Below are 21,752 nucleotides of genomic sequence, written 5' to 3'. Positions count from 1 at the left end.
CCGGGGATGGCGCAAAAGACAATGGACCGAAAGCAAACCACCTTCAACGGACTGCGCGTGGCCTATTGGGAGGGAGGAAGCGGAGAGCCGCTGCTTCTGATTCACGGCTCCGGGCCGGGCGCATCCACGCTGGGCAACTGGCGGCTCGTCCTGGACGAACTGGCCCGGGATTTCCACGTTATCGCGCCAGACCTGATCGGATTCGGGCAGAGCGACCGCAAGCCCGAGGCCCCGTATTTCGATCTCGACCTGTGGGCCGTCCAAGCCAAGGCAGCGCTGGATCTGTTTGACAGCGCCCGGATCAACGTCCTGGGGCATTCCCTTTCCGGCTACCTGGCCTTGCGGCTGGCCAGCGAGGATGCGCGCGTGCGCGCCGTCATGACGACCGGGGCGATGGGCGTGCCATTTCCCTTGAATGACGACTTGGAAAGAACCTGGTCATTCCCCCCGACCCGCGAGGCGATCGTGCGGGCAGGCGAATCGCTGGTCTATGACCGCGACGTACTGACCGAGGCCTACGTTCAGGGCCGCGTCGACGTTTTGCACCAGGGGGATTACGGCGCGTATTTCAGCGCGATGTTCGCCGGCGACAAGCAGCAGTACATCGACGCCGCCGTGCTGCCCGCCCAGGCGTGGGGACGCATCCAGTGCCCCGTCATGCTCGTGCACGGCCGCAACGATCTGCCGATCCCGTTCGAACGAAGCGCGCTGGAAATTGCCCGCCGCCTGCCGCATGCCGATCTCGTTGCACTGGCGCATTGCGGGCACTCCCCCGCCCTGGAGCATCCCGGCAAGCTGGCCGCCCTCGCGCGCCTTTTCTTTCATCCGGCGCCGTAGGCGCCGCTGCGTCCATTCGCATCCCACAACCACCAGGAATCATTATGAGCACAGAACTGCAGTACATGAACCCCGAAGGCGCCTGCCCGGCCCAGGGTCTTTACTCGCACGCGACTCGCGTGCCCGCAGGAGGAAACACGTACTTCATCGCCGGCCAGCTCTCCGTGGCGCCGGATGGCAGCGTTGCGGGCAAAGGCAGCTTCGAAACGCAGTTCCGCCAGGTTTTCAAGAACCTGGCCGACGTGCTGCACGGCCTCGGCTTGTCCCACAAGCACCTGGTGAAATTCACCACGTTCCTGGTTCATTCCCAGGACATCGAGACGTTCATGAAACTGCGTGCCGAATACTTCCCCACGATCTTTCCGGGAAGTCTTCCGCCCAATACCTTGCTGATCGTCGATCGCCTCGTCAAGGAAGAGTTCCTGCTCGAAGTCGAGGCAATCGCGTACCAACCGGCTTGATCGGAGGCAATCATGGCCAAGATCGTGGCTGGAATCGGCATGTCCCATGCGCCCGGCGCCCTGGGATGGCCGGATGCGCCCTCGGCGTCCGTGCGGCGGCGTCTTCTGCAAGCCGCCGACCGCCTGGGCCGCAGCCTGGATGCCGCACGCCCCGACGTGATCATCGCCTTCCTCGATGACCACTTCGAGAACCACTTCCGCTCGCTGATGCCGACGGTGGGCATCGGCGTGGCGGACAGCCATCCTGGCCCCGCCACGCAATGGCTGGAAGCGCTGCGCCTGACCCGGCAGGAGCGCTTTGGCGGCGCGCCCGAGATTGCCGAACGGCTGTTGCGGTCGCTGGTCGCCGATGGATACGACGTAGCAAGAATGGGCGAGATCGAATACGGCAACAACCTGATGGTGCCGTGGAAGCTGATGGCGCCCAGGAGCGCGCCGGCGATCATTCCCGTCTTCACCAATGTGTTCTCCCCACCGGTGATGCCATACCGGCGCGCGTACGCGTTTGGCGCCGCGCTGCGCAACGCGGCGGAGGCGCTCGACGCGGACCTGCGCGTCGCCTTCATGGCCACCGGGGGCATGTCCCACTGGCCGCCGTTCTGGAACGACTCCAGCCCCGAGGCCGACGCCTTCCTGGCGCGAATGAAGGCATTCCAGACGCATGGCAAGTCCGTCCTCGAAAAGGATCCCCACCTGCTGCGCGACCTGGCGGCCTATGAAATCGAGATGGCCGAGCGCAACCAGTGGCCGCTGAACTCGCCGCACCCCCTGGTCAACGAGGCCTGGGATCGCCAGATGCTCGATGCCCTGGCTCGCGGCGACGTCGAGTTCCTGTGCGGCTTGCAATACGAGGACGTAAAACGCGACGGCGGACATGGCGGCCAGGAAATCATCAACTGGATCGAGCTGATGGGAGCCATGAAGGGGGCTCCCGCGACGCTGCTCGAATACGAAGCGGTCACCGAGTGGATCTGCGGGATGGCTTATATGGATTACGGCGTGGCGCAGGCCTGGCCGGTCAATCCACTCATCAAGGAACAGGAATGAAGTTTGCAAGCCTCGACTATCAAGGCAAGGCACAGGTGGCGATCTTGGACACGGAGGCCGGCGTGTTCTGGCCTTTGTCCGGGCTTTTGCGCGACGAAGGCGACCTGGTCGAGCTGATCAGCGCCTGGGACAGTGTGCACCAGCGGATCGCGCCGTCGGGCGCCGGCATTGCTCTCGATCGGGCGACCATCCTCGCCCCGATCTCATCGCCCCGGCGCAACATCTTCTGTGTCGGGAAAAACTACCACGAGCACGCAGCCGAGTTCCAGCGCTCGGGGTTCGACAGCAGCGCAAAGGATGGAGAGCATGCCCCCGAAGCGCCGGTGGTATTCACCAAACCGGCCTCGGCGATCGTGGCCCCCGGGGCCGTCATTCCCCGGCATGCCCAGGTGACGCAGCAGCTGGATTACGAGGCCGAGCTGGCGGTCGTGATCGGCAAGGCCGGACAAGGCATCAAGAAGGCTGACGCCATGTCGCACGTCTTCGGCTACACCATCATCAACGATGTCACGGCCCGAGACCTTCAGAAATTGCATCGTCAGTGGTTCATCGGCAAATCGTTGGATGGCTTCTGCCCGATGGGCCCGTATATCGTGACGGCCGATGAAGTGGATGGACAGGCCCTGGATGTGCGATGCTGGATCAATGACGAGCTGCGACAGAACGCGAACACGCGGCAACTGATCTTCGACATCCCGACCCTGATCGAGACCTTGTCGGCCGGCATGACGCTGCAGCCGGGCGACATCATCGCGACCGGCACCCCGGCCGGCGTGGGGATAGGTTTTACGCCCCCACGCTTCCTGCAATCGGGAGACCGTGTCCGCATCGAGATCGCGGGATTGGGCGTACTCGAAAACACGGTCGGTAACGAGTAAGTCGTCAAGACGCGGACCAGGCGCGGCCATGCCACCCCGCGCCTCAATGGGCCTTGCGGCCTGCGCCGGGAATCCCCGCAGCAAGCCGGGCGGGATGTCCGCAAATGGAAAAGGACTTAGCGACTGCTCGCTAAGTCCTTGATCATTCTGGTGGGCTGTAAGTGGCTCGAACACTCGACCTACGGATTAAGAAGCCTAGCGTGTCCGCTTTTACCTTTACGTGGATGCCTCCACCTTACTGAGCGACTTCTGGAAAGAAGTCGAACTGATCCCGCAAGAGAGGAGTCCCTGACATGAAAATGCTGCCGGCGAGTTGCCGGCAGTGGTTTCTCAAGGAGATCGAGGGTTTGTTCGTGCCGGTGCTGCTGCTGGCGCGCGAGATGAAGCTGCTCAAGCTGAGGCACATTGCGCTGGACGGCACGAAGATCAAGGCCAACGCGAGCAAGTACAAGGCGCTGTCGTGGGGGCATGCGAACCGTATTGCGGGGCAGTTGCGCGAGGAGGTGCGGGACAAGGAACCGCAGCCGCCGCCATCGGCGCTCGCGCTAATTATTGAAATAAAAAGTAAAGTTCAGTACATTCCCTGACGAATTCCTGAATTTTCGAGAGACGGCTAATGACCCGACGCCAGCAGCGAAAGTCCCGCATGACACCTCGATTGCTGGCTGTGGCGGTATCAGGGTTATGCGTTTCGGGCTGCGAAACCACGCCAGGCGGATCATCCGCTGCGCCGGACGCGTATGCCTCGGTCCCATCCGCTAGCGGCCAACTGCGTTCGCTGGGGCCGGTTCCCGATCCTGCCGCTGCGCTGCAAGCCCGTGCCTTGCGGGACATCAACCATCTGCTGACGCAAGGCGAAGCCCTGTTCGCTCCGGGGCAGGGTGTTTCGTGCCCGGTTTCTTACCCGTTGGAAGCGGTTAACAGGCGCTTGCGCGCCAACGGGTCGCCGGAAGAGGCGCCACCGCTGGTATATGCCTTGAATGTCGTCTCGGGCGCTTGCCCCAGCCAGGGATCGAGCGCGGAGGATTTCAAGTTCGAAGGGCCGGTGGATTACATACTGGTCACGCACAAACGCAAGCAGACCACGGGCGACGACCATGACGACATTCTGTTGCAGGAGCGCCGCGTGGGGGTTTACGCCGGGGGCATGCCCGTCGGTGAGCACAAGGAATTCGGGCGCGCATTGCACAAGCACTATCGTCGCCTGTTTTCCGGGGAGATCATGGAGATGCGAGCGGCAGGCCGTGACGCCGGCAAACCCATGTATTCCGTCTACTACCAAAGCTACGGAGGCGGCGGCGCGCCGGAACTGGCCGGAACGCCCGTTGGCGGGACGGTCGATTTCTTTTCTCCGGACTGGCTGGCACAGCCTCTCAAGACCACGATCACGGTGGCCGCATACCCTGACGCATCGCGCAGAGTCGTCACGATTTATGAGGATGGCGAGCCCGTCAGGCGCTTTCGTGCCAGAAAAATGGACGGGCAATACGTCTTGCATGGTTGGTACGAATACCTCAAGCCACGCGGAAATAGCGTGTGCTACCAACATGCCGTGCAAATCCATGCGACCGAATGCGCCGACCTTTGAGGCACGGGATGACCATGCAATGTAAAAACAAAATCAGCGCGGGACTGATCCTGCTGGCGTGCGGCGTATTGGCCGGTTGCATGGGGGACCACGACCCTTACGCGGGTTATGCGCCCGCGGAACGAGCCAAGCTAGAAGCGGACGACAATGCTCGCCTCGCTGCCTTCCATCAGCAGTTCACGCAAGAGAAGGCAAACAACGCAGCGCTGGAAACCGTTGCCGATGAAATGCTGGCGTACCGCATGCGCTCAGGGGATACATCGCTGTTCGAGGGGGTGCGCGTTCGCGGCGACTTTGATCGCTTTGACGGGCAAATGAGCCTGGTGCGCGATGCATATACCCATAAACTGGCGCTCACCTATCACAAAGGTACGTATCATTCCTCGCCGGCGTCCACCTACCTCGGTCCCGCATCGGGCTTGAACCAGGCGCCGGCTGGATTCAACGGGCAGTACCAGGGTGATTTCAACATGTTCCTGCAGGCGCCCAGCGAGCTTGACCAGGAATTGGAATTGACCGACCCGGCCATTCGCACGGGGTCTTACGTGATGATTGGCACCTTTGTCCGTCACGATGGCGTGCGGGAACCTGGCATTTACGTGGCGGATTTTGCCAATGGCAATCACGCGTTGAAATTCACCAGGGCCACGCCTGCCTATCTTGCCCAAATGGAGCAGCGCTACGCCGATCAGGTGGCGTCTTTCCGCGAGTCGGAGCGCCGGCGGCGGCAAGCCGAGGCCTCTGGCGGCGGCGACGGATTCGGGGCCTTGCTGGCGCTGGGCCTGGGTGGCTTGATTTTGTCGTCGGCCGATATTCCCGGGGCGGATGTCGCCCAGATCGGCGCGGCCTTGTTCCAGGACGTGATGACCGACGGCCAAACACAGGCGCTGGCCGCCATCGCGCGAAGTGGCCGAGGCGCATACGCGCCCAGCACGCTGGGCGGCGCCGCGGTTGCGTCCGCCGGCGATACGCCCGCCCGCGGCGGCGCCGAACGCACTCAGCAATACCGTGTCACCTGCCCGGCGGGGCATTCCAGCACGGTGCCCATTCCATACAAAAGCGCTTCCTGCCTCGCGGCCAAGCAGGAAATGGCGCGCGTCTACGCTTGCAATCTGGTGGGCGAGTTTGAACAAGTCGCGCGGCAATGCGCACAGGGCTGCGGTTCGCCGCAGTGTGTCGAATGAATATCATCCATGCCGCGCGGCGGTTGGCCCTGGTAGCCTTGGCAAGCCTGGCGCTTTCGGGATGCGAAACGTTGACCAATATGGCGACCAGCGTGCGCGATGCCTTTGCGCCCGCGCCTCAAAGCGATGCGGCGGTCGAGGCCCCGCCGGCTCCCGGGACTTCCGTGGCGGATTCGTCGGCTGGCCCTGCCGACGAATCCGCCGAGGATCCTCTCGCGCCGGGTTTCCTGCATTTCGTTCTGCCCGATTCCCCCTGGGGTACGGAGGGTTGGCGTTTCGAGGCGTTGGCGGCCAAGTCCACGGCTGGCTTCATCCCTTTGCAGTCCGATGCCAGGTTGGGCTATCACCTCAAGCTGACCTTGTGGCCTGATCAATACCAGGTCCGGGTGTCTTTGCGTGGCGATACACGCTTGTCCCAGTGGGTGACGGTCGAGGCCGGAAGGCACACTGTCATCCATGTGGACTTGGGCGTCGTGACGGACGACGTTCTAGTCCTGCATGGCGAAGATGCCCTGAAACGTCTTGCCGAGTCCTTGGCGCTGTCCCGGGACCTGGGTCTGGCGCAGACTTTCAGCCCGTTTCGTCTGATATTCGACGGCGGTCTGGAGGGACGCTGGCATGGCCCCAGGAGCGATGGACAGGCCCGCGGTACGGGCAGGCTGGAGCTCTTCCGAGCCCAGTCTCGCGTGGCTCGCCTCGAAAATGCCCAGGCATTGCCGGGTGCGCGAAGCGGTTTCGAGGGCGTGCCGGTATTTGACGACGGCCGGCAAGTGGCGGGCCGCTGGCAGGGCAGGAGCCTGGCCGAGGGCAGCGTCATGCGTTTTCCGGACGGCCGTGTTTTCCAGGGCGGCTATACCGGCACGGAACCCGACACAGGCAAGTTGACCCTGACCGATGGCAGGACGTGGACAGGCAAGGTGAGCAATGGACAGCCGACAGGCAACGGAGATTTGACGTTGCCCGACGGTACGGTGGTTCACGATGTGCCGGGCATCGACGAGTCGGCGTTTGACGGCGAGTACGAATGCACCGCGCCGAGCGGCCGCGCCGTCAACTGCGCTTATTTCGAGGGCGAAAGACAGGCTTCTCTTGCGCAATACAAGCGCCGCGACAAGGCGCGGCAGGCCGCGACAGCGCGTGAGGTTGCGCAGGCGCGCGAGTTGGCCGAGGTTGCCCGGCAAACCCAGCCGGCCTCGCGAACCGATCCCATGAGTAAACAAGGCCTTGCCGCGGCGGTTGCCGCCGCCCAGGAAAACCAGGCCCGTCATCAGGACGCGCCCGCCGTCGACGGCAAACTCGATCGCCCGCAACTATCGAATGCCGCGCCAGCGGCTAGCGGTTGCGCGCGGGTAGAGGGCCGGTTTTCCACCACCACGGGTTTGAGCAAGGTGTCTTTCGATGCCGGCGGACGCGGGCATTTCTGGCAAAAAACATATGGTGGCGCGCGCGCCTATACCTTTGACGTCGATTTCCGTTGGACGAGCACTGATTCCAAGATGACGTTCGACTACGACGAAGCCGTCTACCGCGATGCGGCGGGCAATGAAATGCAGCGTACCCGCATGCCCGGCGGCACTGTCGCCTGCAGCTACGACGGGCGCGAACTGTCGATTGGCGGCGTGTCCTACTTCCGGCTCTAAAAACCAAGGCCTTGCAACTCGATGCGTTGCAAGGCCTTTTAAAGTTCGTACTGCTCGCTCACGTCCTGCGGGTTGGCCCGCAGGGCATTCTCCATACCCCGCTTGCCGTCATCGACCCACTGCTCGACTTCCGAGGGCGACAGGTCGTACTGGGGGCTGGCCTCGGCCACGATGGTCTTGCCTTGAAAAATGTCCAGCACCAGCGCGCTCTTGCTTTCGTCACTGCCACCCGGCTCCGTTCGTGTTCCATGTTCGGGCATCGCCTACCGCCTCACCATGACCTGAATTGATCGATGCAGACTCAGAATGCCTGCACAGCGCCTGCATGAAGCCGAAAAGCAAAAAGGCCGTCAGTGACTACTATCACTAACGGCCTTACAAATCATGGTGGGCTGTGAGTGGCTCGAACACTCGACCTACGGATTAAGAGTCCGCTGCTCTACCAACTGAGCTAACAGCCCGGCGATTGCTGCCTGTCATTCCGGGCCAGCCGGTTTGCAGTACTGATGCAATTGCAAGAGGGCGCATTGTACACGAATTTTCGGACCTGTCCAGCCGCGCCCGGTTTTCTTTGCGCTCAGGCGGCGTAGCCGCCGTCGACCGAGATCTCGGCGCCGGTGACGTAGCGCGCCTGGGGTCCGGCCAGGTAGGCCACCATGTTGGCGATGTCGGCCGGCTCGCCGTAGTGGGGCACGGCCAGCATCTGGACCAGCGCCGCGGCCTGGTCGGTGCCGGCCGGGTTCATGTCGGTGTCGATGGGCCCGGGGTGCACCACGTTGGCGGTGATGCCGCGCGGGCCCAGTTCGCGCGCCAGCGCGCGCGTGAAGGCGGCGACGGCGGCCTTGCCGGCGGCGTACAGGGCCACGCCCGGCCGGCCGGTGTGTCCGGCCAGGCAGCTGCCGATGTTGACGATGCGCCCGCCCTCGCCCAGGTGCGGCAGCGCCGCCTGGGTGGCGACGAACACGGCGCGCACGTTGATGTCCATCGAGCGGTCGTAGTCGTCGGCCGAGATGTCCTCGACCGGCCCGGCCAGGAAGATGCCGGCGTTGTTGACCAGGATGTCGAGGCGGCCCAGGTCGGCGGCGGCCCGGGCCACGGCCTCGCGGACCTGCCCGGCATCGGCCGCGTCGGCGGCGTAGGCGTGGGCGCGCCGCCCGGTGGCGCGCAGTTCTTCCACCAGCGCGTGGGCCTTGTCGGCGGCGCTGACGTAGGTCAGCGCGATATCGGCGCCGTCGGCGGCCAGGCGGCGCGCGATGGCCGCGCCGATGCCGCGGCTTGCGCCGGTGATGAAAGCAACTTTTCCGTCGAGTGCGGCCATGGCCAGCTCCATTTATGTAGTGATCGATACATATATAATGAAGGCGGGCCACCCGGTCTGTCAATACCCCGGCGACAGCGGGCCCCACGGGTAGAATCCAGGCATGGCAGAACGTGGTCGCCCGCGCAGCTTCGAACGGACCGAAGCGCTGCGCCAGGCAATGGAAGTTTTCTGGTCCAAGGGATATGAAGGAGCGTCGCTGGCCGACCTGACGTCGGCCATGGGGATCAATGCGCCCAGCCTGTACGCGGCGTTCGGCTCGAAAGAGGCCTTATTCCGCGAAGCGGTGCAACGCTACGCCGACACCGAGGGCGCGCGGACGCGGCGCGCCCTGCTGGAGGCCCCCGACGCGCGCGCCGCCATCGCAGGCATGCTGCTGGCCGGCGCGCAGACCTGCACGCTGAACGGCAAGCCGCCCGGCTGCCTGATGGTGCTGGGCGCCACCGCGGGCCCGGCGCAGCATGCGCCGGTGCGCGGCTGGCTGGGCGAGCACCGCCGCGATATGCAGGCCCTGATCCTGCGGCGGCTGGAGCAGGGGCGCCGCGACGGCGAGATCGGCCCGGACGCCGACCTGGCCGCGCTGGCGGCCTTCTACGCCACCGTCCTGCATGGCATGTCGATCCAGGCCCGCGACGGCGCCGACCGCGCGGCGCTGCAAGCGGTGGCGCGGCAGGCCATGCACGCCTGGGAAGCACTGGCGCGCCCGCCCGCCGCCGCCCGCTGACCTAGCGGCGCGGCGCCTGGGCGGGCTTGCGCATTTCCGTCAGCAGGGTGGCGCAGTGATTGTCGTCGCTGGTGCTGGGCGCGATCAGCGCCAGCAGGCCGGCGGCCGGCGTCAGGAGTATGCCCAGGGCCACCGCGCCGGCGCCGCGCGCGGCCAGCGGCCCGACATGCACGCCGGCGTCGGGCTTCTTGAAGCTGCCTTTGACGTACAGCGGCGAGCGCAGCGAGAACAGCCGAAAGCCCTTGCTGTCGGGATCGATATCCAGGTTGAGCAGTTCCTTGCGGAAGTCGATCGAGCCGGTGATGTTGACGACGGCGTTCTCGGTGTCGATCACGAACACGCGCGGCGTCATGACCCCGCGCGTCATGCCCATGTCGGCCGCGGCGCAATTGATCTTGACCTCGTCGTCGCCGAACAGCTTGCTGACCACATAGTTGCCGACATTCAGGCCGGCGATCTCCATCAGCGCGCGGCTGATCACGCCATCGTTGACCAGCAGCTTGGTCTCGCCGCTGGCGCTGCCCAGCAGGGCCGCCACGGAGTTGCCCTGGCCGGAGATCGCCACGTCGCCGTTGACCTCGCCCAGCGCCTTCTGCATGGCCTGCACGTTCGGAAACAGCTGCTTCAGGCGCAGCCGCCGCACGGCCAGGCGCACATTGCCGCTCATGGGCGCCTGGCGCCCGTCCAGCTTGAGCGTGGCGTCCAGGCTGCCGCCCGCCATGCCGAAACGCAGCGGCGCCAGGGTCAGCACGCCGTCGTCGAGCAGCACGTGCGCGGTCAGGTCGCTGATGGGCAGCCTGTCGCTGTGCACGATGCGCTCGCCGCGCAATTCCACGTCGGCGTCCATGACGCGCCAGCGGTCGGTGCGGAACTCCTGTACCGGCAGGACCTTGTCCGCCGGTTGCGCGACGGCTTTCTCGCCTTCGGCCTTGACGGACTTGGCGCCGCCCGATTGCACGCCGATCAGCGGCCCCAGGTCGGCCATGCGCAGCAGGCGCGAGGACAGTTTGCCGCTCAGCCTGGGACGCGGTTGCTGCAAGGCGAAGGTGATGTCGCCGTGCAGGTCGCTGGCGCCCACCTTGCCATTGAAATCGCGGTATTCGAAGCGCGCGCCCTGGGGGTCCTGCAGCCTGGCGACCAGGCGGCCGTCGGTGGAGTACGGCGGCGTATCGGGCAAGGTCACGCCGGTCAGGGGATACAGGTTGGCCATCGAAGCGCCGGCCAGCTTCAGGCGCAGGTCCAGCGCGCCCAGGCTCATGGGGTCGGTCAGGGTGCCCACCACCTCGACCTTGGTCGAGCCAATGGCCACCTCCGCCTGCACGGGAAACGGTTGGCGGGCGTCGCGCAGCGCCAGCATGCCGCCGACCTTGCCCGTCCCTTCCAGCGGCAGCTCCTTGTAGCGGCCGTTCACTTGCCAGCCGAACGCGTAATCGGGCGGCGCGGCAGGCGCGGCGGCGTCCGCCGGCTTGCCGCTATCCGCCCCGCCGGCCGCCTGGTCCGCGGCGCCGTCGCCGGCCGGCGCCCCGGCCAGTTCGGCGAACGGCACGGGCTTGCCCAGCGGGTCGACCAGCACGTCCAGGTCGGCCTGCGCAATGGCGTCCGCATAGCGGATGGCTCCCTGGTCGAAGCCGATCGCGTCGATGTCCACTTTCCAGGGCGAGGGCTCGCCCGTATCGGGCATGGTGAATTCCCAGTTGGCCACGCCATCGGCGCGGCGCTGCAGGTCGGCGCGCAGGCCGCTCAGCTGGATGCGCCGGATGACCACGCGCTGCCGCAGCAGCGGCAAGGGCGCCAGGCGGAACTCGCCGCGGCGCAGCGTCAACAGGTTGGGATCGCGGGCCCAGACGGCATTGGCGATGGCGACATCATGGACCACGAAATGCGGCCAGGGCACCCAGCCGCGCCAGCCGCCCTGCCCGGGTTCGCGCGCCCATTGCACGCTGAGGTCGCCCTGGATGGCGAACGGCCGGCCCAGCGCGGCGCTCGCCCGCTCGTTGATCGTCGGCTTCAAGCGATTCCAGTCCAGCGTGGCCAGGATCACCAGCACGGCCGCCAACAGGGCCAGCACGGCGCCGGCCAGACCCAGGAAAATCTTCTTCTTGCGCGTCATCCCACGGATCCCTTTGCCTGACGACGTGGAGCGGATCAGGCTGTTTATCCTTCACCTAGGGTAGCGCAGGCATGCGCGGGCGCAAAGGCCGGCGCACCATCGGGATACAGCCGGCAATACTGCCTTACGTGCTCGCCTCCTCAATCGGGGCGCTGGAATCGATAACGCGCCTGCTCGCAGGCGGCATGATGATGGCACCGGGGGTGATGGTCGTTGACCATGCCGACCGACTGCATGAAGGCATAGACGGTGGTGGGCCCCACGAAAGACCAGCCCTGCTTCTTGAGGGCCTTGGAAAGGGCCTCGGACTCGGCGGTGCGGGCCAGCACCTCGAAAGGCGCATCGGCGCCGCGCGGCGGCGCCTCGTAGCGCCAGAAGAATGCCGCCAGCGAACCTTCCCGGTCGCGCAGGGCCAGGGCGCGCCGCGCATTGTTGATCACCGCCTCGATCTTGCCCCGGTGGCGCACGATGCCGGCGTCCTGCAACAGCGCCTCGACCCGGCGTTCGTCGAAACCCGCCACCCGCTCCAGCTCGAAGTCGGCGAAGGCGCGCCGGAAGGCCGCGCGCTTGTTCAGGATGGTGCGCCAGCTCAGGCCGGACTGGAAGCCCTCCAGGCACAGCTGCTCGAACAGGGCGCGATCGTCGGCCTGCGGCCGGCCCCATTCGTGGTCGTGGTAGGCCACATAATCGACGGAATGATCCAGCCAGCCGCAGCGGGTCAGGCCGTCGGCAAAATCGGTACGAGGGTCCATGATGCGGGGAAACAGAAAGGCAAGTTCCGGAACCACCGATGCTAGCAAATCTTCCGGAAAACTCCTGTCCTGCCCGGCATCATTCGTGCGGCGGGAAATGCGGCCCCGCGCCCAGGCACGCCATGGCGTCGTCGGGATTGCGCAACGGACACTCCCGCAGCGACAGGCAGCCGCAGCCGATACAGCCATCGAGCTGGTCGCGCAGTTGCGTCAGCCCCAGGATGCGCTGGTCCAGTTCCTGGCGCCAGGCACGCGACAGGCGCCGCCAGTCGGCCACGGTGGGCGCGCGCGAGGTCGGCAGGGTGGCCAGCGCCTGCGCGATAGCGGCCAGCGGCAAACCCATGCGCTGCGCCACGCGTATCACCGCCACCCGCCGCAATACGGCACGCGCGTAGCGGCGCTGATTGCCGGCCGTGCGGGTGCTGGCGATCAACCCCTTGGCTTCGTAGAAATGCAGGGCCGATACGGCCAGCCCGGTGCGCGCGGCCACCTCGCCCACCGACAGCAAGTCCGGACGCCGGACGGCCTGCGCGGATCGCGTCATCACCCACCCCAAATCCTGGTCATCGCGCCAATGCTAACAGCGCGCCCGCGCCGAATGCCCACAACCCCGCGACGCGCAGGGGCTTTGCGCTTGACCTCAAGCTAGCTTGAGGGTCCATAGTGGTGCCCGTCGTCGATACGTCCGCACGCCGGGCAGTGTAGACATCCAGGGCGCGTTGCCCGGTCACCACGGTGCAATGAACTTATGCCCGGCCGGACGATCCTAATGCTTCGAGCATCAGCAGCATGCGCCGCGCCGCCACACCAAGGAGTACCCATGTCCGAACCCGTACGCACCGCCTCCCGCCCGGGCAAGCAGCCAGCCTCGTCCGCCGCCGAGCCGATGGCCCCGCGGCAGGCGCCGCGCTCGCGCCCCGCGGCGCGCGCTGGCGCCAACGCGTCCGGCCGGCCGCGCGATGCGATCGAGCACGAACTGGTGCGCGCCTGGAGCAACGTGTCGTAGCACACGGCCAGGCCGGCATCGTCCCGGCGCGCCAGCCATCGCGGCTACCTTTATCCCTCCAATGCGAACTCCGGAACCGCCTGGGTCGCCAGTGACGCCCGCGCCCGATCCAGGGCTTCGCGTATGGCGTGAAACTGCTTGCCGCCCTCGCTGCCGGCGGAAGCCGCGCTGACCCCATAGACCACCCCGTCGACCTCGAAATCGATGGCCACGGCCGTATAACCGGGCGTCAGCACACTCCGGGTCACGAAACACCCCAGCTTGCGGCATTGCCGGACCCGCTCGCGGATGTCCGCCCCCTGGTAGCCGGCGGCGAGCAGCCCGTCCTGGTTGCGCACCAGATAGCGGTCTATTTCGTAGTCCGGCCAACGGGACAGCAGGCAAACCCCGGCGGGACCGATGCCGAGCAGGCGCATGACCGCGACCTTGCTCGGCACGATCTCCAGCTCGGCCACGTCGAAGTAGGTCCGCTGCAGGACCGAATAGTCACCCGAGCAGCGAACCAGGTGCAGGCGGCATGCGTGCTGCGAGGCGAGCGGCTTGAGTACCTTCTCGATGGCGGGCGGCACGTACGGACGCGCGACCGCCTGCACCCCCAGGTCGAACGCCAGGGGGCCCAGGTGCAGCTTGCGCGTACTGGGGTGGCGCACGACCAGGCCCGACTGCCGCAGCATGTCTATCCAGCGATACGCCGTCGATAGCGACAGGCCGAGCTGCTCGCTGACGTAGCGGGCCGTCACCCCGGCGCGGTTGCTGTCGCCCACCAGCAGCAGTATCGACACGCAGATCGAAAATGGCGCCATGTCAGGTCAATTCAGCAGCCGCAGGGTTTCTTTCTGCATGGCCGCCGCCGTCTCCTGCTCCGACATGTCATTGGCCAGCATCTTGTTGATGGCGCTCTCGATCTGGCCGGAACTGATCAGGTCGCCGGACTTCGGCGTCAGCCCGACCCCGTCGATCCCCGGCATGGTGCCGACCGTATGGCGGCGGATGAAATCGGTGGCGCCGGGAAAGCGCTTGACCGTCTCGTTCGACGCCTGGAACTGGTCGTAGGCCGCCTGGTCGTGGTAGACCGGAAACGAGCTGATGGACGCGGCATCCAGGTAGGCGGCGAACGAGTTGGTGGAGAACAGATGCTCGACGAACGCCTTGGCGTCCTGGCTGTTCTTGCCGTCGGCGATGCACCAGCCGCGCTGGTTCTGGATCGTGCGGTTCACCTTGCCCGGCAAGGCCAGGGCCAGGGTGGAGCCTTCGTCGCGATTGGTGCGCTGGAAGGTTGCCATCGACGAGGGATTGGAGATGGTCATGGCCACCCTGCCCTGCGCCAGCGCGCGCTGGATCTCCGAGAAGCCGAAATTCAACGACCCCGGCGGCGAGTAGGCATACAGCTGCTTGTAGACCTTCAGCGCATCGATGGACGCAGGGGACTCGAAGATGGGGTTGCCCTGCGCGTCGAACGTGCTGCCGCCCATCGAGTACAGAATCATGCCGTAGGCGAAACGCGGCGAGAAATCGGTCTTGCCCGGCATGGCGATGCCGTACTTGCCATTGGCGGGGTCATTCAGCTTCTGCGCCGCGCGGATCACGTCCTCCCAGCTCTCGGGAGCCGCCAGGCCGGCCTTCTTGAAAAGGTCGGCCCGGTACATCAGGTAGGTCGGCGTGCGCGCCACCGGCACGCAGGCCACCGCGCCCCGGTAGCTCCATTGCTTGAGCGCGTCTTCATCGAAGCGGTTTTTCCCCAGACGGTCGATGAGGTCCGACACATCCGCCAGCTTTCCCCCTTTCATCCCGTCAAGCCAGGGCGCCAGCCCATAGGTCGTCCAGATGACATCGGGCAAGCCGCCCGCCGCCGCCGCGGCGGGAATCTTGAGGTAAGCGTCGTTGGGAGACATCTGCACCACGCTGACCTTGACGCCGGGATGCTTGGCCTTGAACGCGGCAGCCTCCGTTTCGAGCCATTTCTTGTAGCCTGGACGGGAGTCCGTCATCCACACGACGATGGAACCATCAGCCATCGCACAGCCGGAATACAGCAGCGACGACACCAACAGTGAAGCAACGCGTTTCATCATGTCCCCTTAGACGATTCTGGTTGAAACAGGTCGACGCCTGTCTATATGAACTTCATGGAAGCCAGCTCGGAAAACGCTGTCCTGGATGAGCTGGCAACGAGCTCATGGGCCGCGATGCCGGCCGACTCGCCCATCTGGATGCACGGTGCGGTAACACGGCAGGAGGCCTGCGCCAGCGGCGTGCTGCTGATCGCGCGGCCGATGACCAGGGCGTTCTGGATGCCCTGCGGCAAACACGACTCGTAGGGTATGCCGTAGTAGCGGTCCCCTTCCAGGGGTTCCCAGTGCGTCTGCGTATTCGAGCCGTGGAACTCGATCGGCCAGGCTGAATAGGCGACCGAGTTGGCCGGCTTGTCCCCGTCGCGCACCATGGCTTCGGTCAGGGGATGGTCATTGACGATGTTGCGCGAGTCCCGCACGCCCACCGACGACCCCAGGTCGACGATCTCGATATTGGCGAAGCCGTCCACCTCCCGCTTCAGCAGCTCGACCAGCCGGAAGGCTTCCTTGCGCGCCTCGGTCTCCACCCGGGACATATCCAGCGCGGCGGCCAGCGCATCATCGGCGGTCGATTCGAAATACACCCTGGTCGCGTTGAAATGCAGCAGCCGCTGGTCGGGATGCACATAGACGGCGACCGCGCTGCGCTTGAACGCCTCCGCCTGGCCGCTGGCATTGTGCTTCTCGATGGCCAGCCTGATTTCCGTGCGCACGTCGCGCACGCGCGGGTCCACGTCGGCCCCGATGACGCGGAACATCGACGATGCCGCCTGCACGGTGCCGTTCTCGCCGCGGCGCAAGGGCGTCGCGCACAGGCCTGCCAGGGAGGCGTTGCCGGTCGCGTCGACATACGCGCGCGCCGCAAGGGAGAACGGGCCTTCCACGCCGGCCAGGTGAACGCGCGCGATCCGCTCGCCTTCCATGTCGACCGCGAACAGCCGCGAATGGAAGAAAGTCGTCACGTTGGGCGGCAGGAGTTGATCCAGCAGGTATCGCACCTTGACCGGCTCGTAAGGCAAGGCCGTGACATGGCCGTACGAGTACAGGCCATCGCAAGCCTGCGCCTTGCGCATCGCGTGCACAAACTCGTCGAACAGGCCATGCACGACCTGGGTATGGGCGGTGCCCGTCCACGCGCCGCAAATGCCGCCCAGGGTCACCTGCGTCAGCGTCCCGCCGAGCATCCCGGATGCCTCGACGAGCGCCACGCGCAACCCCCTGCGGGCCGCGCTGATGGCCGCGAAGACGCCGCTGGTACCGCCGCCCACGACGACCAGGTCATAACTGTCCTGTGGAATATCCATATTCCTACTCACGAATCCTCCTTCCGCTTTGCGGATCGAAACACATTGCATGCCTGCCCTCGAAGCGGACGCTGTAACGCTGCGCCCGGTCGAGCCGGTCCGAGCCGAAGGCCTGGACCATCGTCTCGCCGGACTCGCGCTTGAGGGAAACAATGGTCTTTCCGCCGAGATACTCGGAAGAAAGAAACAGGAACTCCCCCTGGGCGTCGGGCGTGATCTCCAGGTGGTCGGGCCTGACCCCAATGAGCAGGTCGCCGTGCGGATCGAGCGGACAACGTCCATCGCCCAGCGTCACGACGGCCTGCGCCGCGGCTTGGGAAAACTGCGCGCTCGCGACACGCATGAAATTGATCCGGGGCGAGCCAAGGAACTCCGCCGCGTACGTGGTAGCCGGCTGTTCGTACAGTTCGGCCGGCGCGCCGTCCTGCTCGATGCGCCCTTCCCGCATGAGAATGACCCGCGTGCCCATCGTCATGGCCTCGGTCTGGTCATGGGTCACGTAGACAATGGTGTGGCCGAGGTCGCGGTGCAGGTCGGCGATCTCGCGCCGTGTCGAGGCCCGCAGCTGGGCATCCAGGTTGGAAAGCGGTTCGTCCATCAGGCAGATTTCCCGGCCATCGACAATGGCCCGGGCCAGCGCCACGCGTTGCCGTTGCCCGCCCGACAGCGCGCGCGGCTTCCTGTCGAGCAAGGGCGTCAGCCGGACTTTGCCGGCCGCCCGCTCGGCGGCCTCGCGCATGGTATTGAGGATACGCTTGCGGTTCGGAAACAGCCGGCCGAACAGGGGAAGCGAGTACGCATACTTCCACAGGCTCATCTTTATGGGAAACGAGATGTTCTCCCAGACCTTCAGGTGCGGATACAGCGCGTAGCTTTGAAAGACCATCGCCAGGCGCCGGTCCTTCGGCGGCACGTCCGTCATGACCGCATCGCCGATGCGAACGGCTCCGGATGTGGGTTGCTCGAGGCCGGCGATGATCTTGAGCAGCGTGCTCTTGCCGCACCCCGACTCGCCGAGTATCACCACGAACTCCCCCGGCGCGATCGCCAGGGAAATATCGTCCAGTATGGGCGAGCCGCCATACGACTTCGACACCGAATTCAGCTGGATTGCCGTGCTTGTTGACTTCATAGAGTGGTTCTCATCCTTTGACTGCGCCCGACGTCATCCCGCCCACGAAATACTTCTGGAAGAAGACGAAAAGCAGCAGGATCGGCAGCGTGGTGATGGTCCCCATCGCCATCATCAGGCCGTCGGTCAGTTCATAATCGGACGACAGGTATCCGATCGCCAGCGGCAGCGTTCGCAGGGTTTCCGAATCGAGCAGGATGAGGGCGAAGATGTAATCGTCCCAGGCCAGGATGAACGTCAGCAAGGCCGTGGCGACCACGCCGGGCTTGATCATCGGAGCCAGGATGTAGATCAGCGTCTTCATCCGATCCGCGCCATCGATGGCGGCGGAATGCTCCACCTCCTTGGGCAGTTGCTCGAAATACCCGATCATGACCCAGGTCGCGAACGGTATGGCATAGGTGGAAAGCCCCAGCACATGGCCCATGCGCGTGTTGTAGATGTTCAGCCAGACCGCGATCAGGTAGAACGGCACGACCAGGATGATGATCGGCACCATGTACGCGAACAGCACATAGGCCCGGTAGTACTTGCTGTGGCGGATCTCGAACCGCGAAAAGGCATAACCGGCCAGGATCCCGATCGGCATGGAGAACAGCACCGAAAGCACCGAGTTGACCGCGCTGTTGAAGAAAAACTGGCCGAACGATTTCTCGTACCAGGCCGACTGGATGTTCGCCATGTCGAGCGCGCCGGGCAGGATGCGCAACGGCACCTGGTAGAGCTCGTGTTCCGGCCGGATAGCGGTCAGCACCATCCAGGCGATCGGAACGAACAGCACCGCGCCGACCAGCCACGCCATCGCGGCCGGAAGCGGGAATCGGTTAATTATCCGCATGGCGTCGTCTCATCATGAAAGCGATACACAGGCAGGTCAGCGCGAGGGCGATGACGCCCAGGGCGGAGGCCTTGCCCAACGCGAACTCCCGAAAGGCCAGTTCGTAGATCATCAGCGGCAGGATCCGCGTGCTGTCCGCCGGTCCGCCGTTGGTCAGCAAGGCCATCAGGGAATAGTTGTTGGCGATCTGCATCGTGCGGATCACGGCAAGAATGAGCAGCAGGCCCTTGAGATACGGAAGCGTCACGTAGACGAAGCATTGGATCGAATTGCCCCCCGAGACCCGGGCTGCGTGATAGTCCTCGTCGCTGATGCCCTGCAAGGCCGCGAAGACCATGATCACGACGAACGGAATCCCGCGCCATGCGCTCACGATCAGCGCCGTCGCGAATGCCGTGTCGGGCGAGGACAGGAAGGGAAACCGCGCCAGCCCTTCCAGCCCCGCGCCGCCCGCGATGCCGGAGACCAGGCCGGTCTCCGGTGTCAGCAGCCATTGCCACATGTACGCCACCACCGCGACGGGTATCACCCAGGGCAGGAAGATCGCGCCCCGCAGGAACGCCCTGAACCGGGTGACGCGATCGAGCAGCACCGCGATGATGGTGCCCAGCGCCAGCTGTGGAATGACCGACAGCACGATCCACAGGAAAGTGATCCTGAGCGATCGCCAGAACTGCTCGCTGGCCAGCAGATCGCCGTAGTTCTGCAAGCCGATGAACTTCGCGCTCGACTCGCCCAGCCTCAGGTCGAAGAACGAGAACGCAATGGTGGCAAGCAACGGGACGATCACCAGCGCCGTCAGGACCAGCAGCGCGGGGCTGAGCAGCAGCATTCCCAGCCGGTTCTCTTTCATGGCGCGCCATTGATCAGTGTCGAGATTTCGCTTGCCAGCGGGTTGCCGGTTTCGTCGCGCAGGCGCGCCACGATGCCGTCGACCGCCTCGGGCGGCAGCAAGCCCCGCGCGCCGTCGGCCAGCTTGGTGGCATGGTCGAAAGGACGGTCGTAGCCGCCGAGCATCTGCTCGACGGTCCGGGTAGCCGTGCGCCCGTCCCGGCCATGGACGGTCACCGTCGCGCCGTACTTGAAGTCCTGGAACTGCGCCTTCTGGAGCCGCTCGCTGGGAACCAGGCTGATCTTGCCGTAGAGGGCCTTGACCCGCGCGTCGGTGGCGTTTTCGACCAGGTATTGCTCGTGGATGAGATCGCCATGGACATAGGCGGCGGCCACGCAGAATTTCGTGTCGAAACACAGGCCCACGTGCGTCAGCAGCCCCTGCTCGTAAGCGTCCAGGACGCCGGGTTCGAAGTCGTCGTAGCGGCCGCCCACATACAGCGTGGCCGTGCTGCATTCGACCACGATCCGCTCCACGTCCTCGGGCGCGATCTCTTCGCGGATGGACATGGCGCACTCGGCCGCGGGCAGGTTGTACGCGCAACCCGCGTGCTTCTTGGTCGACAGTGTTTCGGTGTACCACTTGACGCCGATATCCCGCGTCAGCTCCTTGAAATCGATCGACTCGGACACCGTGGCGAGATAGCCCGCCGGGTGTTCCACGATGTCGCCGCGGCCCACGATATCCTGCCGGGCCATGTTGGCCGAGGCGATGGCCCACATCGCGGGCAGGCCATTGACCAGCAGCTTGGAATCGGTCGTCCAGCCCACCGGACAGTTTTCCATCGCCATGTAGCAGCTATGGCCCAAGGCATAGCCCAGCTGCCGCCTGTCCAGCCCCAGCAACCGGCCGGCCACCAGCGGCAACTCGATCTGATGGTTGGGCAGGCCGTTGCCGAGGTAAGCGCCGCGCTGGATCGCCCGCGACGTACGGCCCGCGATTTCATTGCCGATCGTCACGGCCACGATCACGTCGTTGAGCCGCAGGCCGCGCTCTTCGGCAAGCGCCCATGCCACCGGCACGACGGCGGCGCCGACGTGGCTGATGAGCACCCAGTCTTCCCAGTCCAGGAGCTGCGCCAGGCCCGAGTTGTACAGCGCCGCCGAAGCGGCGGACATGCCCGTGCCCGCGCCGAAGGCCGAACTTTCGCCGCGGCCGAACGTCGCCAGGATGGATTGCTCGAAGGACTTCGCGACCGGCAATTGCGCGCCGCCCAGTATCGAGCCGACCGTGGCGATGATCTGTTCCCGCACGATGGACCTCACGTGGACGGGAATATCCTCGTAGCGCAGGTCATGGGCGAAATCGATGAGGGGAGCCGAGCTGGTCATTGTTTTTCCTCGAGCAGGACGGCCTGCAGCAACATGGAGAAATGCATGATGTAGCGACGTTCGTGCTTCAGGAAGCCGCACTTCCCGGCCAGCACCTTGCTCATGATGGAACGCTCGCCGCTGAGCACCGTATCCCAGTCGGGCGCGCCGAGCTGGATCGTGCAATGGGGCCGATGCGCGTGCTCGCGCACGACCATGGACGGCTCCACGCACAGGTACACGGACTCTTCGCCGCGCTTGAGCTGATAGACCGTGCCCAGTACTGCTTCCAGCCTTGGCGTCAGGTATTTACGTCCGCTGCGCTGCAAGGCACTGCGGATTCTTTCTATGTCTTCGAAGAACATGGCGCGTTTCCCGTGGCAAAAGATGGCCGGAGTATTGGGGACAACGCGGCACGGCACAATTGTGCGCGGCGAGAGTTTCGCAGTTTCTGGGAATTTCCATGAAACCGCGGTTACTCCCCTATGGGACCGGCCTCGCCATCCTGCTAGGCTTGTCTGTTTTGCCGCGCGCGCCGCGGCCCGCGGCGCGCGCGCGCCGGCGCTGCTGCTTTCCCACCCATGCCGCACATTCATGCCGACGCCCTCCGCGCGCGTGGCGCATCCCGTCGCGCCGGATGCTTGCGCTGTTCATGACCC

22 protein-coding genes, 1 tRNA gene and 1 pseudogene are annotated in these 21,752 nt (G+C 65.2%); 10 read left to right on the top strand and 14 right to left on the bottom strand.

Translation table 11 applies throughout. From position 1 onward, the window contains the following. Positions 1-21 precede the first annotated feature (21 nt). The 8 genes and pseudogenes from EL288_RS04320 to EL288_RS04285 all read left to right on the top strand — a co-directional run bounded on the left by EL288_RS04320 (position 22) and on the right by EL288_RS04285 (position 7,635). Positions 22-837 (top strand): alpha/beta fold hydrolase, encoded by an 816-nt coding sequence (locus tag EL288_RS04320; protein ID WP_003814497.1) that lies wholly within the window; start codon positions 22-24, stop codon positions 835-837. A 44-nt stretch (positions 838-881) separates the two neighbouring features. Continuing rightward, on the top strand, positions 882-1,298 hold the full coding sequence (locus tag EL288_RS04315) for a RidA family protein (protein ID WP_003814499.1): 417 nt from the start codon (positions 882-884) through the stop codon (positions 1,296-1,298). Positions 1,299-1,310: 12 nt separating this feature from the next. Further along, positions 1,311-2,345, top strand: coding sequence for a DODA-type extradiol aromatic ring-opening family dioxygenase (locus EL288_RS04310; RefSeq protein WP_003814501.1), 1,035 nt, complete (start codon positions 1,311-1,313; stop codon positions 2,343-2,345). Beyond that, positions 2,342-3,223 (top strand): fumarylacetoacetate hydrolase family protein, encoded by an 882-nt coding sequence (locus EL288_RS04305; protein WP_010927041.1) that lies wholly within the window; start codon positions 2,342-2,344, stop codon positions 3,221-3,223. Before EL288_RS04310 ends, EL288_RS04305 begins: the two co-directional genes overlap by 4 nt. Before the next feature lie 317 nt (positions 3,224-3,540). Beyond that, a pseudogene (locus tag EL288_RS04300) lies at positions 3,541-3,732 on the top strand (IS5/IS1182 family transposase); the annotation flags it as partial. A gap of 137 nt (positions 3,733-3,869) precedes the next feature. Continuing rightward, on the top strand, positions 3,870-4,811 hold the full coding sequence (locus EL288_RS04295) for a hypothetical protein (protein ID WP_230591593.1): 942 nt from the start codon (positions 3,870-3,872) through the stop codon (positions 4,809-4,811). 8 nt (positions 4,812-4,819) lie between these two features. Further along, complete coding sequence (locus EL288_RS04290; RefSeq protein ID WP_033447159.1) at positions 4,820-5,995, top strand: hypothetical protein; 1,176 nt, start codon at positions 4,820-4,822, stop codon at positions 5,993-5,995. After that, the gene (locus tag EL288_RS04285; protein ID WP_003814506.1) at positions 5,992-7,635 is read left to right on the top strand and encodes an MORN repeat-containing protein; all 1,644 of its coding nucleotides are present in this window, start codon (positions 5,992-5,994) and stop codon (positions 7,633-7,635) included. The genes EL288_RS04290 and EL288_RS04285 overlap by 4 nt, the downstream gene beginning before the upstream one ends. 38 nt (positions 7,636-7,673) lie before the next feature. On the opposite strand, the gene EL288_RS04280 is transcribed toward EL288_RS04285, so the two are convergent. The 3 genes from EL288_RS04280 to EL288_RS04270 form a co-directional block, all read right to left on the bottom strand. Further along, complete coding sequence (locus EL288_RS04280; RefSeq protein WP_010927044.1) at positions 7,674-7,895, bottom strand: hypothetical protein; 222 nt, start codon at positions 7,893-7,895, stop codon at positions 7,674-7,676. A gap of 125 nt (positions 7,896-8,020) precedes the next feature. Continuing rightward, positions 8,021-8,096, bottom strand: a tRNA-Lys gene (locus EL288_RS04275). A 116-nt stretch (positions 8,097-8,212) separates the two neighbouring features. Then, a complete protein-coding gene (locus tag EL288_RS04270; RefSeq protein WP_003814507.1) occupies positions 8,213-8,953 on the bottom strand; it encodes a glucose 1-dehydrogenase in 741 nt (246 codons plus the stop codon). Positions 8,954-9,056: 103 nt separating this feature from the next. On the opposite strand from EL288_RS04270, the gene EL288_RS04265 reads away from it, so the two are divergent. Then, complete coding sequence (locus EL288_RS04265; RefSeq protein WP_033457485.1) at positions 9,057-9,677, top strand: TetR/AcrR family transcriptional regulator; 621 nt, start codon at positions 9,057-9,059, stop codon at positions 9,675-9,677. 1 nt (position 9,678) lies between these two features. Here the strand turns inward: EL288_RS04265 and EL288_RS04260 are convergent, their stop codons facing one another. The 3 genes from EL288_RS04260 to soxR form a co-directional block, all read right to left on the bottom strand. After that, on the bottom strand, positions 9,679-11,787 hold the full coding sequence (locus EL288_RS04260) for an AsmA family protein (RefSeq protein ID WP_126621894.1): 2,109 nt from the start codon (positions 11,785-11,787) through the stop codon (positions 9,679-9,681). A gap of 140 nt (positions 11,788-11,927) precedes the next feature. Then, complete coding sequence (locus tag EL288_RS04255) at positions 11,928-12,587, bottom strand: DNA-3-methyladenine glycosylase I (RefSeq protein WP_003814513.1); 660 nt, start codon at positions 12,585-12,587, stop codon at positions 11,928-11,930. Between the two features lie 31 nt (positions 12,588-12,618). Beyond that, the gene (gene soxR, locus EL288_RS04250) at positions 12,619-13,083 is read right to left on the bottom strand and encodes a redox-sensitive transcriptional activator SoxR (RefSeq protein WP_003814514.1); all 465 of its coding nucleotides are present in this window, start codon (positions 13,081-13,083) and stop codon (positions 12,619-12,621) included. Positions 13,084-13,359: 276 nt separating this feature from the next. Between soxR and EL288_RS04245 the strand changes: the two genes are divergently transcribed. After that, positions 13,360-13,545, top strand: a complete 186-nt coding sequence (locus tag EL288_RS04245) for a hypothetical protein (RefSeq protein ID WP_019248355.1) — start codon at positions 13,360-13,362, stop codon at positions 13,543-13,545. A gap of 50 nt (positions 13,546-13,595) precedes the next feature. Here EL288_RS04245 and EL288_RS04240 read toward each other — a convergent pair whose 3' ends face one another. Genes EL288_RS04240 through EL288_RS04205 form a run of 8 tightly spaced genes read right to left on the bottom strand, consistent with a single transcriptional unit; the run spans position 13,596 to position 21,515 of the window. After that, positions 13,596-14,348, bottom strand: a complete 753-nt coding sequence (locus tag EL288_RS04240; protein WP_003814516.1) for an IclR family transcriptional regulator — start codon at positions 14,346-14,348, stop codon at positions 13,596-13,598. 6 nt (positions 14,349-14,354) lie between these two features. Then, positions 14,355-15,617, bottom strand: coding sequence for an ABC transporter substrate-binding protein (locus EL288_RS04235; RefSeq protein ID WP_010927060.1), 1,263 nt, complete (start codon positions 15,615-15,617; stop codon positions 14,355-14,357). Between the two features lie 41 nt (positions 15,618-15,658). Beyond that, complete coding sequence (locus EL288_RS04230) at positions 15,659-16,921, bottom strand: FAD-dependent oxidoreductase (protein ID WP_010927061.1); 1,263 nt, start codon at positions 16,919-16,921, stop codon at positions 15,659-15,661. 4 nt (positions 16,922-16,925) lie between these two features. After that, positions 16,926-18,053, bottom strand: a complete 1,128-nt coding sequence (locus tag EL288_RS04225; protein ID WP_010929211.1) for an ABC transporter ATP-binding protein — start codon at positions 18,051-18,053, stop codon at positions 16,926-16,928. A 10-nt stretch (positions 18,054-18,063) separates the two neighbouring features. Continuing rightward, on the bottom strand, positions 18,064-18,891 hold the full coding sequence (locus tag EL288_RS04220; protein WP_003814524.1) for a carbohydrate ABC transporter permease: 828 nt from the start codon (positions 18,889-18,891) through the stop codon (positions 18,064-18,066). After that, positions 18,878-19,744 carry a carbohydrate ABC transporter permease gene (locus EL288_RS04215; protein WP_003814526.1) on the bottom strand — a complete coding sequence of 289 codons (867 nt, stop codon included), beginning with the start codon at positions 19,742-19,744 and terminating at the stop codon, positions 18,878-18,880. The genes EL288_RS04220 and EL288_RS04215 overlap by 14 nt, the downstream gene beginning before the upstream one ends. After that, on the bottom strand, positions 19,741-21,114 hold the full coding sequence (locus EL288_RS04210) for an MmgE/PrpD family protein (protein ID WP_003814527.1): 1,374 nt from the start codon (positions 21,112-21,114) through the stop codon (positions 19,741-19,743). The genes EL288_RS04215 and EL288_RS04210 overlap by 4 nt, the downstream gene beginning before the upstream one ends. Next, positions 21,111-21,515 (bottom strand): hypothetical protein, encoded by a 405-nt coding sequence (locus tag EL288_RS04205; RefSeq protein WP_010927063.1) that lies wholly within the window; start codon positions 21,513-21,515, stop codon positions 21,111-21,113. The genes EL288_RS04210 and EL288_RS04205 overlap by 4 nt, the downstream gene beginning before the upstream one ends. Between the last annotated feature and the right edge of the window lie 237 nt (positions 21,516-21,752).

Source organism: Bordetella bronchiseptica, from assembly GCF_900636925.1.
GTDB lineage: Bacteria > Pseudomonadota > Gammaproteobacteria > Burkholderiales > Burkholderiaceae_B > Bordetella > Bordetella pertussis.
This window is presented reverse-complemented; position numbering and strand designations above follow the sequence as displayed.

Excerpts from the sequence above, each read along its gene's own strand:
- EL288_RS04320 (WP_003814497.1), top strand. The coding sequence starts at position 22 with ATGGACCGAAAGCAAACCACCTTCAACGGACTGCGCGTGGCCTATTGG.
- EL288_RS04315 (WP_003814499.1), top strand. The coding sequence starts at position 882 with ATGAGCACAGAACTGCAGTACATGAACCCCGAAGGCGCCTGCCCGGCC.
- EL288_RS04310 (WP_003814501.1), top strand. The coding sequence starts at position 1,311 with ATGGCCAAGATCGTGGCTGGAATCGGCATGTCCCATGCGCCCGGCGCC.
- EL288_RS04305 (WP_010927041.1), top strand. The coding sequence starts at position 2,342 with ATGAAGTTTGCAAGCCTCGACTATCAAGGCAAGGCACAGGTGGCGATC.
- EL288_RS04295 (WP_230591593.1), top strand. The coding sequence starts at position 3,870 with ATGACACCTCGATTGCTGGCTGTGGCGGTATCAGGGTTATGCGTTTCG.
- EL288_RS04290 (WP_033447159.1), top strand. The coding sequence starts at position 4,820 with ATGACCATGCAATGTAAAAACAAAATCAGCGCGGGACTGATCCTGCTG.
- EL288_RS04285 (WP_003814506.1), top strand. The coding sequence starts at position 5,992 with ATGAATATCATCCATGCCGCGCGGCGGTTGGCCCTGGTAGCCTTGGCA.
- EL288_RS04280 (WP_010927044.1), bottom strand. The coding sequence starts at position 7,895 with ATGCCCGAACATGGAACACGAACGGAGCCGGGTGGCAGTGACGAAAGC.
- EL288_RS04270 (WP_003814507.1), bottom strand. The coding sequence starts at position 8,953 with ATGGCCGCACTCGACGGAAAAGTTGCTTTCATCACCGGCGCAAGCCGC.
- EL288_RS04265 (WP_033457485.1), top strand. The coding sequence starts at position 9,057 with ATGGCAGAACGTGGTCGCCCGCGCAGCTTCGAACGGACCGAAGCGCTG.
- EL288_RS04260 (WP_126621894.1), bottom strand. The coding sequence starts at position 11,787 with ATGACGCGCAAGAAGAAGATTTTCCTGGGTCTGGCCGGCGCCGTGCTG.
- soxR (WP_003814514.1), bottom strand. The coding sequence starts at position 13,083 with ATGACGCGATCCGCGCAGGCCGTCCGGCGTCCGGACTTGCTGTCGGTG.
- EL288_RS04245 (WP_019248355.1), top strand. The coding sequence starts at position 13,360 with ATGTCCGAACCCGTACGCACCGCCTCCCGCCCGGGCAAGCAGCCAGCC.
- EL288_RS04240 (WP_003814516.1), bottom strand. The coding sequence starts at position 14,348 with ATGGCGCCATTTTCGATCTGCGTGTCGATACTGCTGCTGGTGGGCGAC.
- EL288_RS04235 (WP_010927060.1), bottom strand. The coding sequence starts at position 15,617 with ATGATGAAACGCGTTGCTTCACTGTTGGTGTCGTCGCTGCTGTATTCC.
- EL288_RS04230 (WP_010927061.1), bottom strand. The coding sequence starts at position 16,921 with ATGGATATTCCACAGGACAGTTATGACCTGGTCGTCGTGGGCGGCGGT.
- EL288_RS04225 (WP_010929211.1), bottom strand. The coding sequence starts at position 18,053 with ATGAAGTCAACAAGCACGGCAATCCAGCTGAATTCGGTGTCGAAGTCG.
- EL288_RS04220 (WP_003814524.1), bottom strand. The coding sequence starts at position 18,891 with ATGCGGATAATTAACCGATTCCCGCTTCCGGCCGCGATGGCGTGGCTG.
- EL288_RS04215 (WP_003814526.1), bottom strand. The coding sequence starts at position 19,744 with ATGAAAGAGAACCGGCTGGGAATGCTGCTGCTCAGCCCCGCGCTGCTG.
- EL288_RS04210 (WP_003814527.1), bottom strand. The coding sequence starts at position 21,114 with ATGACCAGCTCGGCTCCCCTCATCGATTTCGCCCATGACCTGCGCTAC.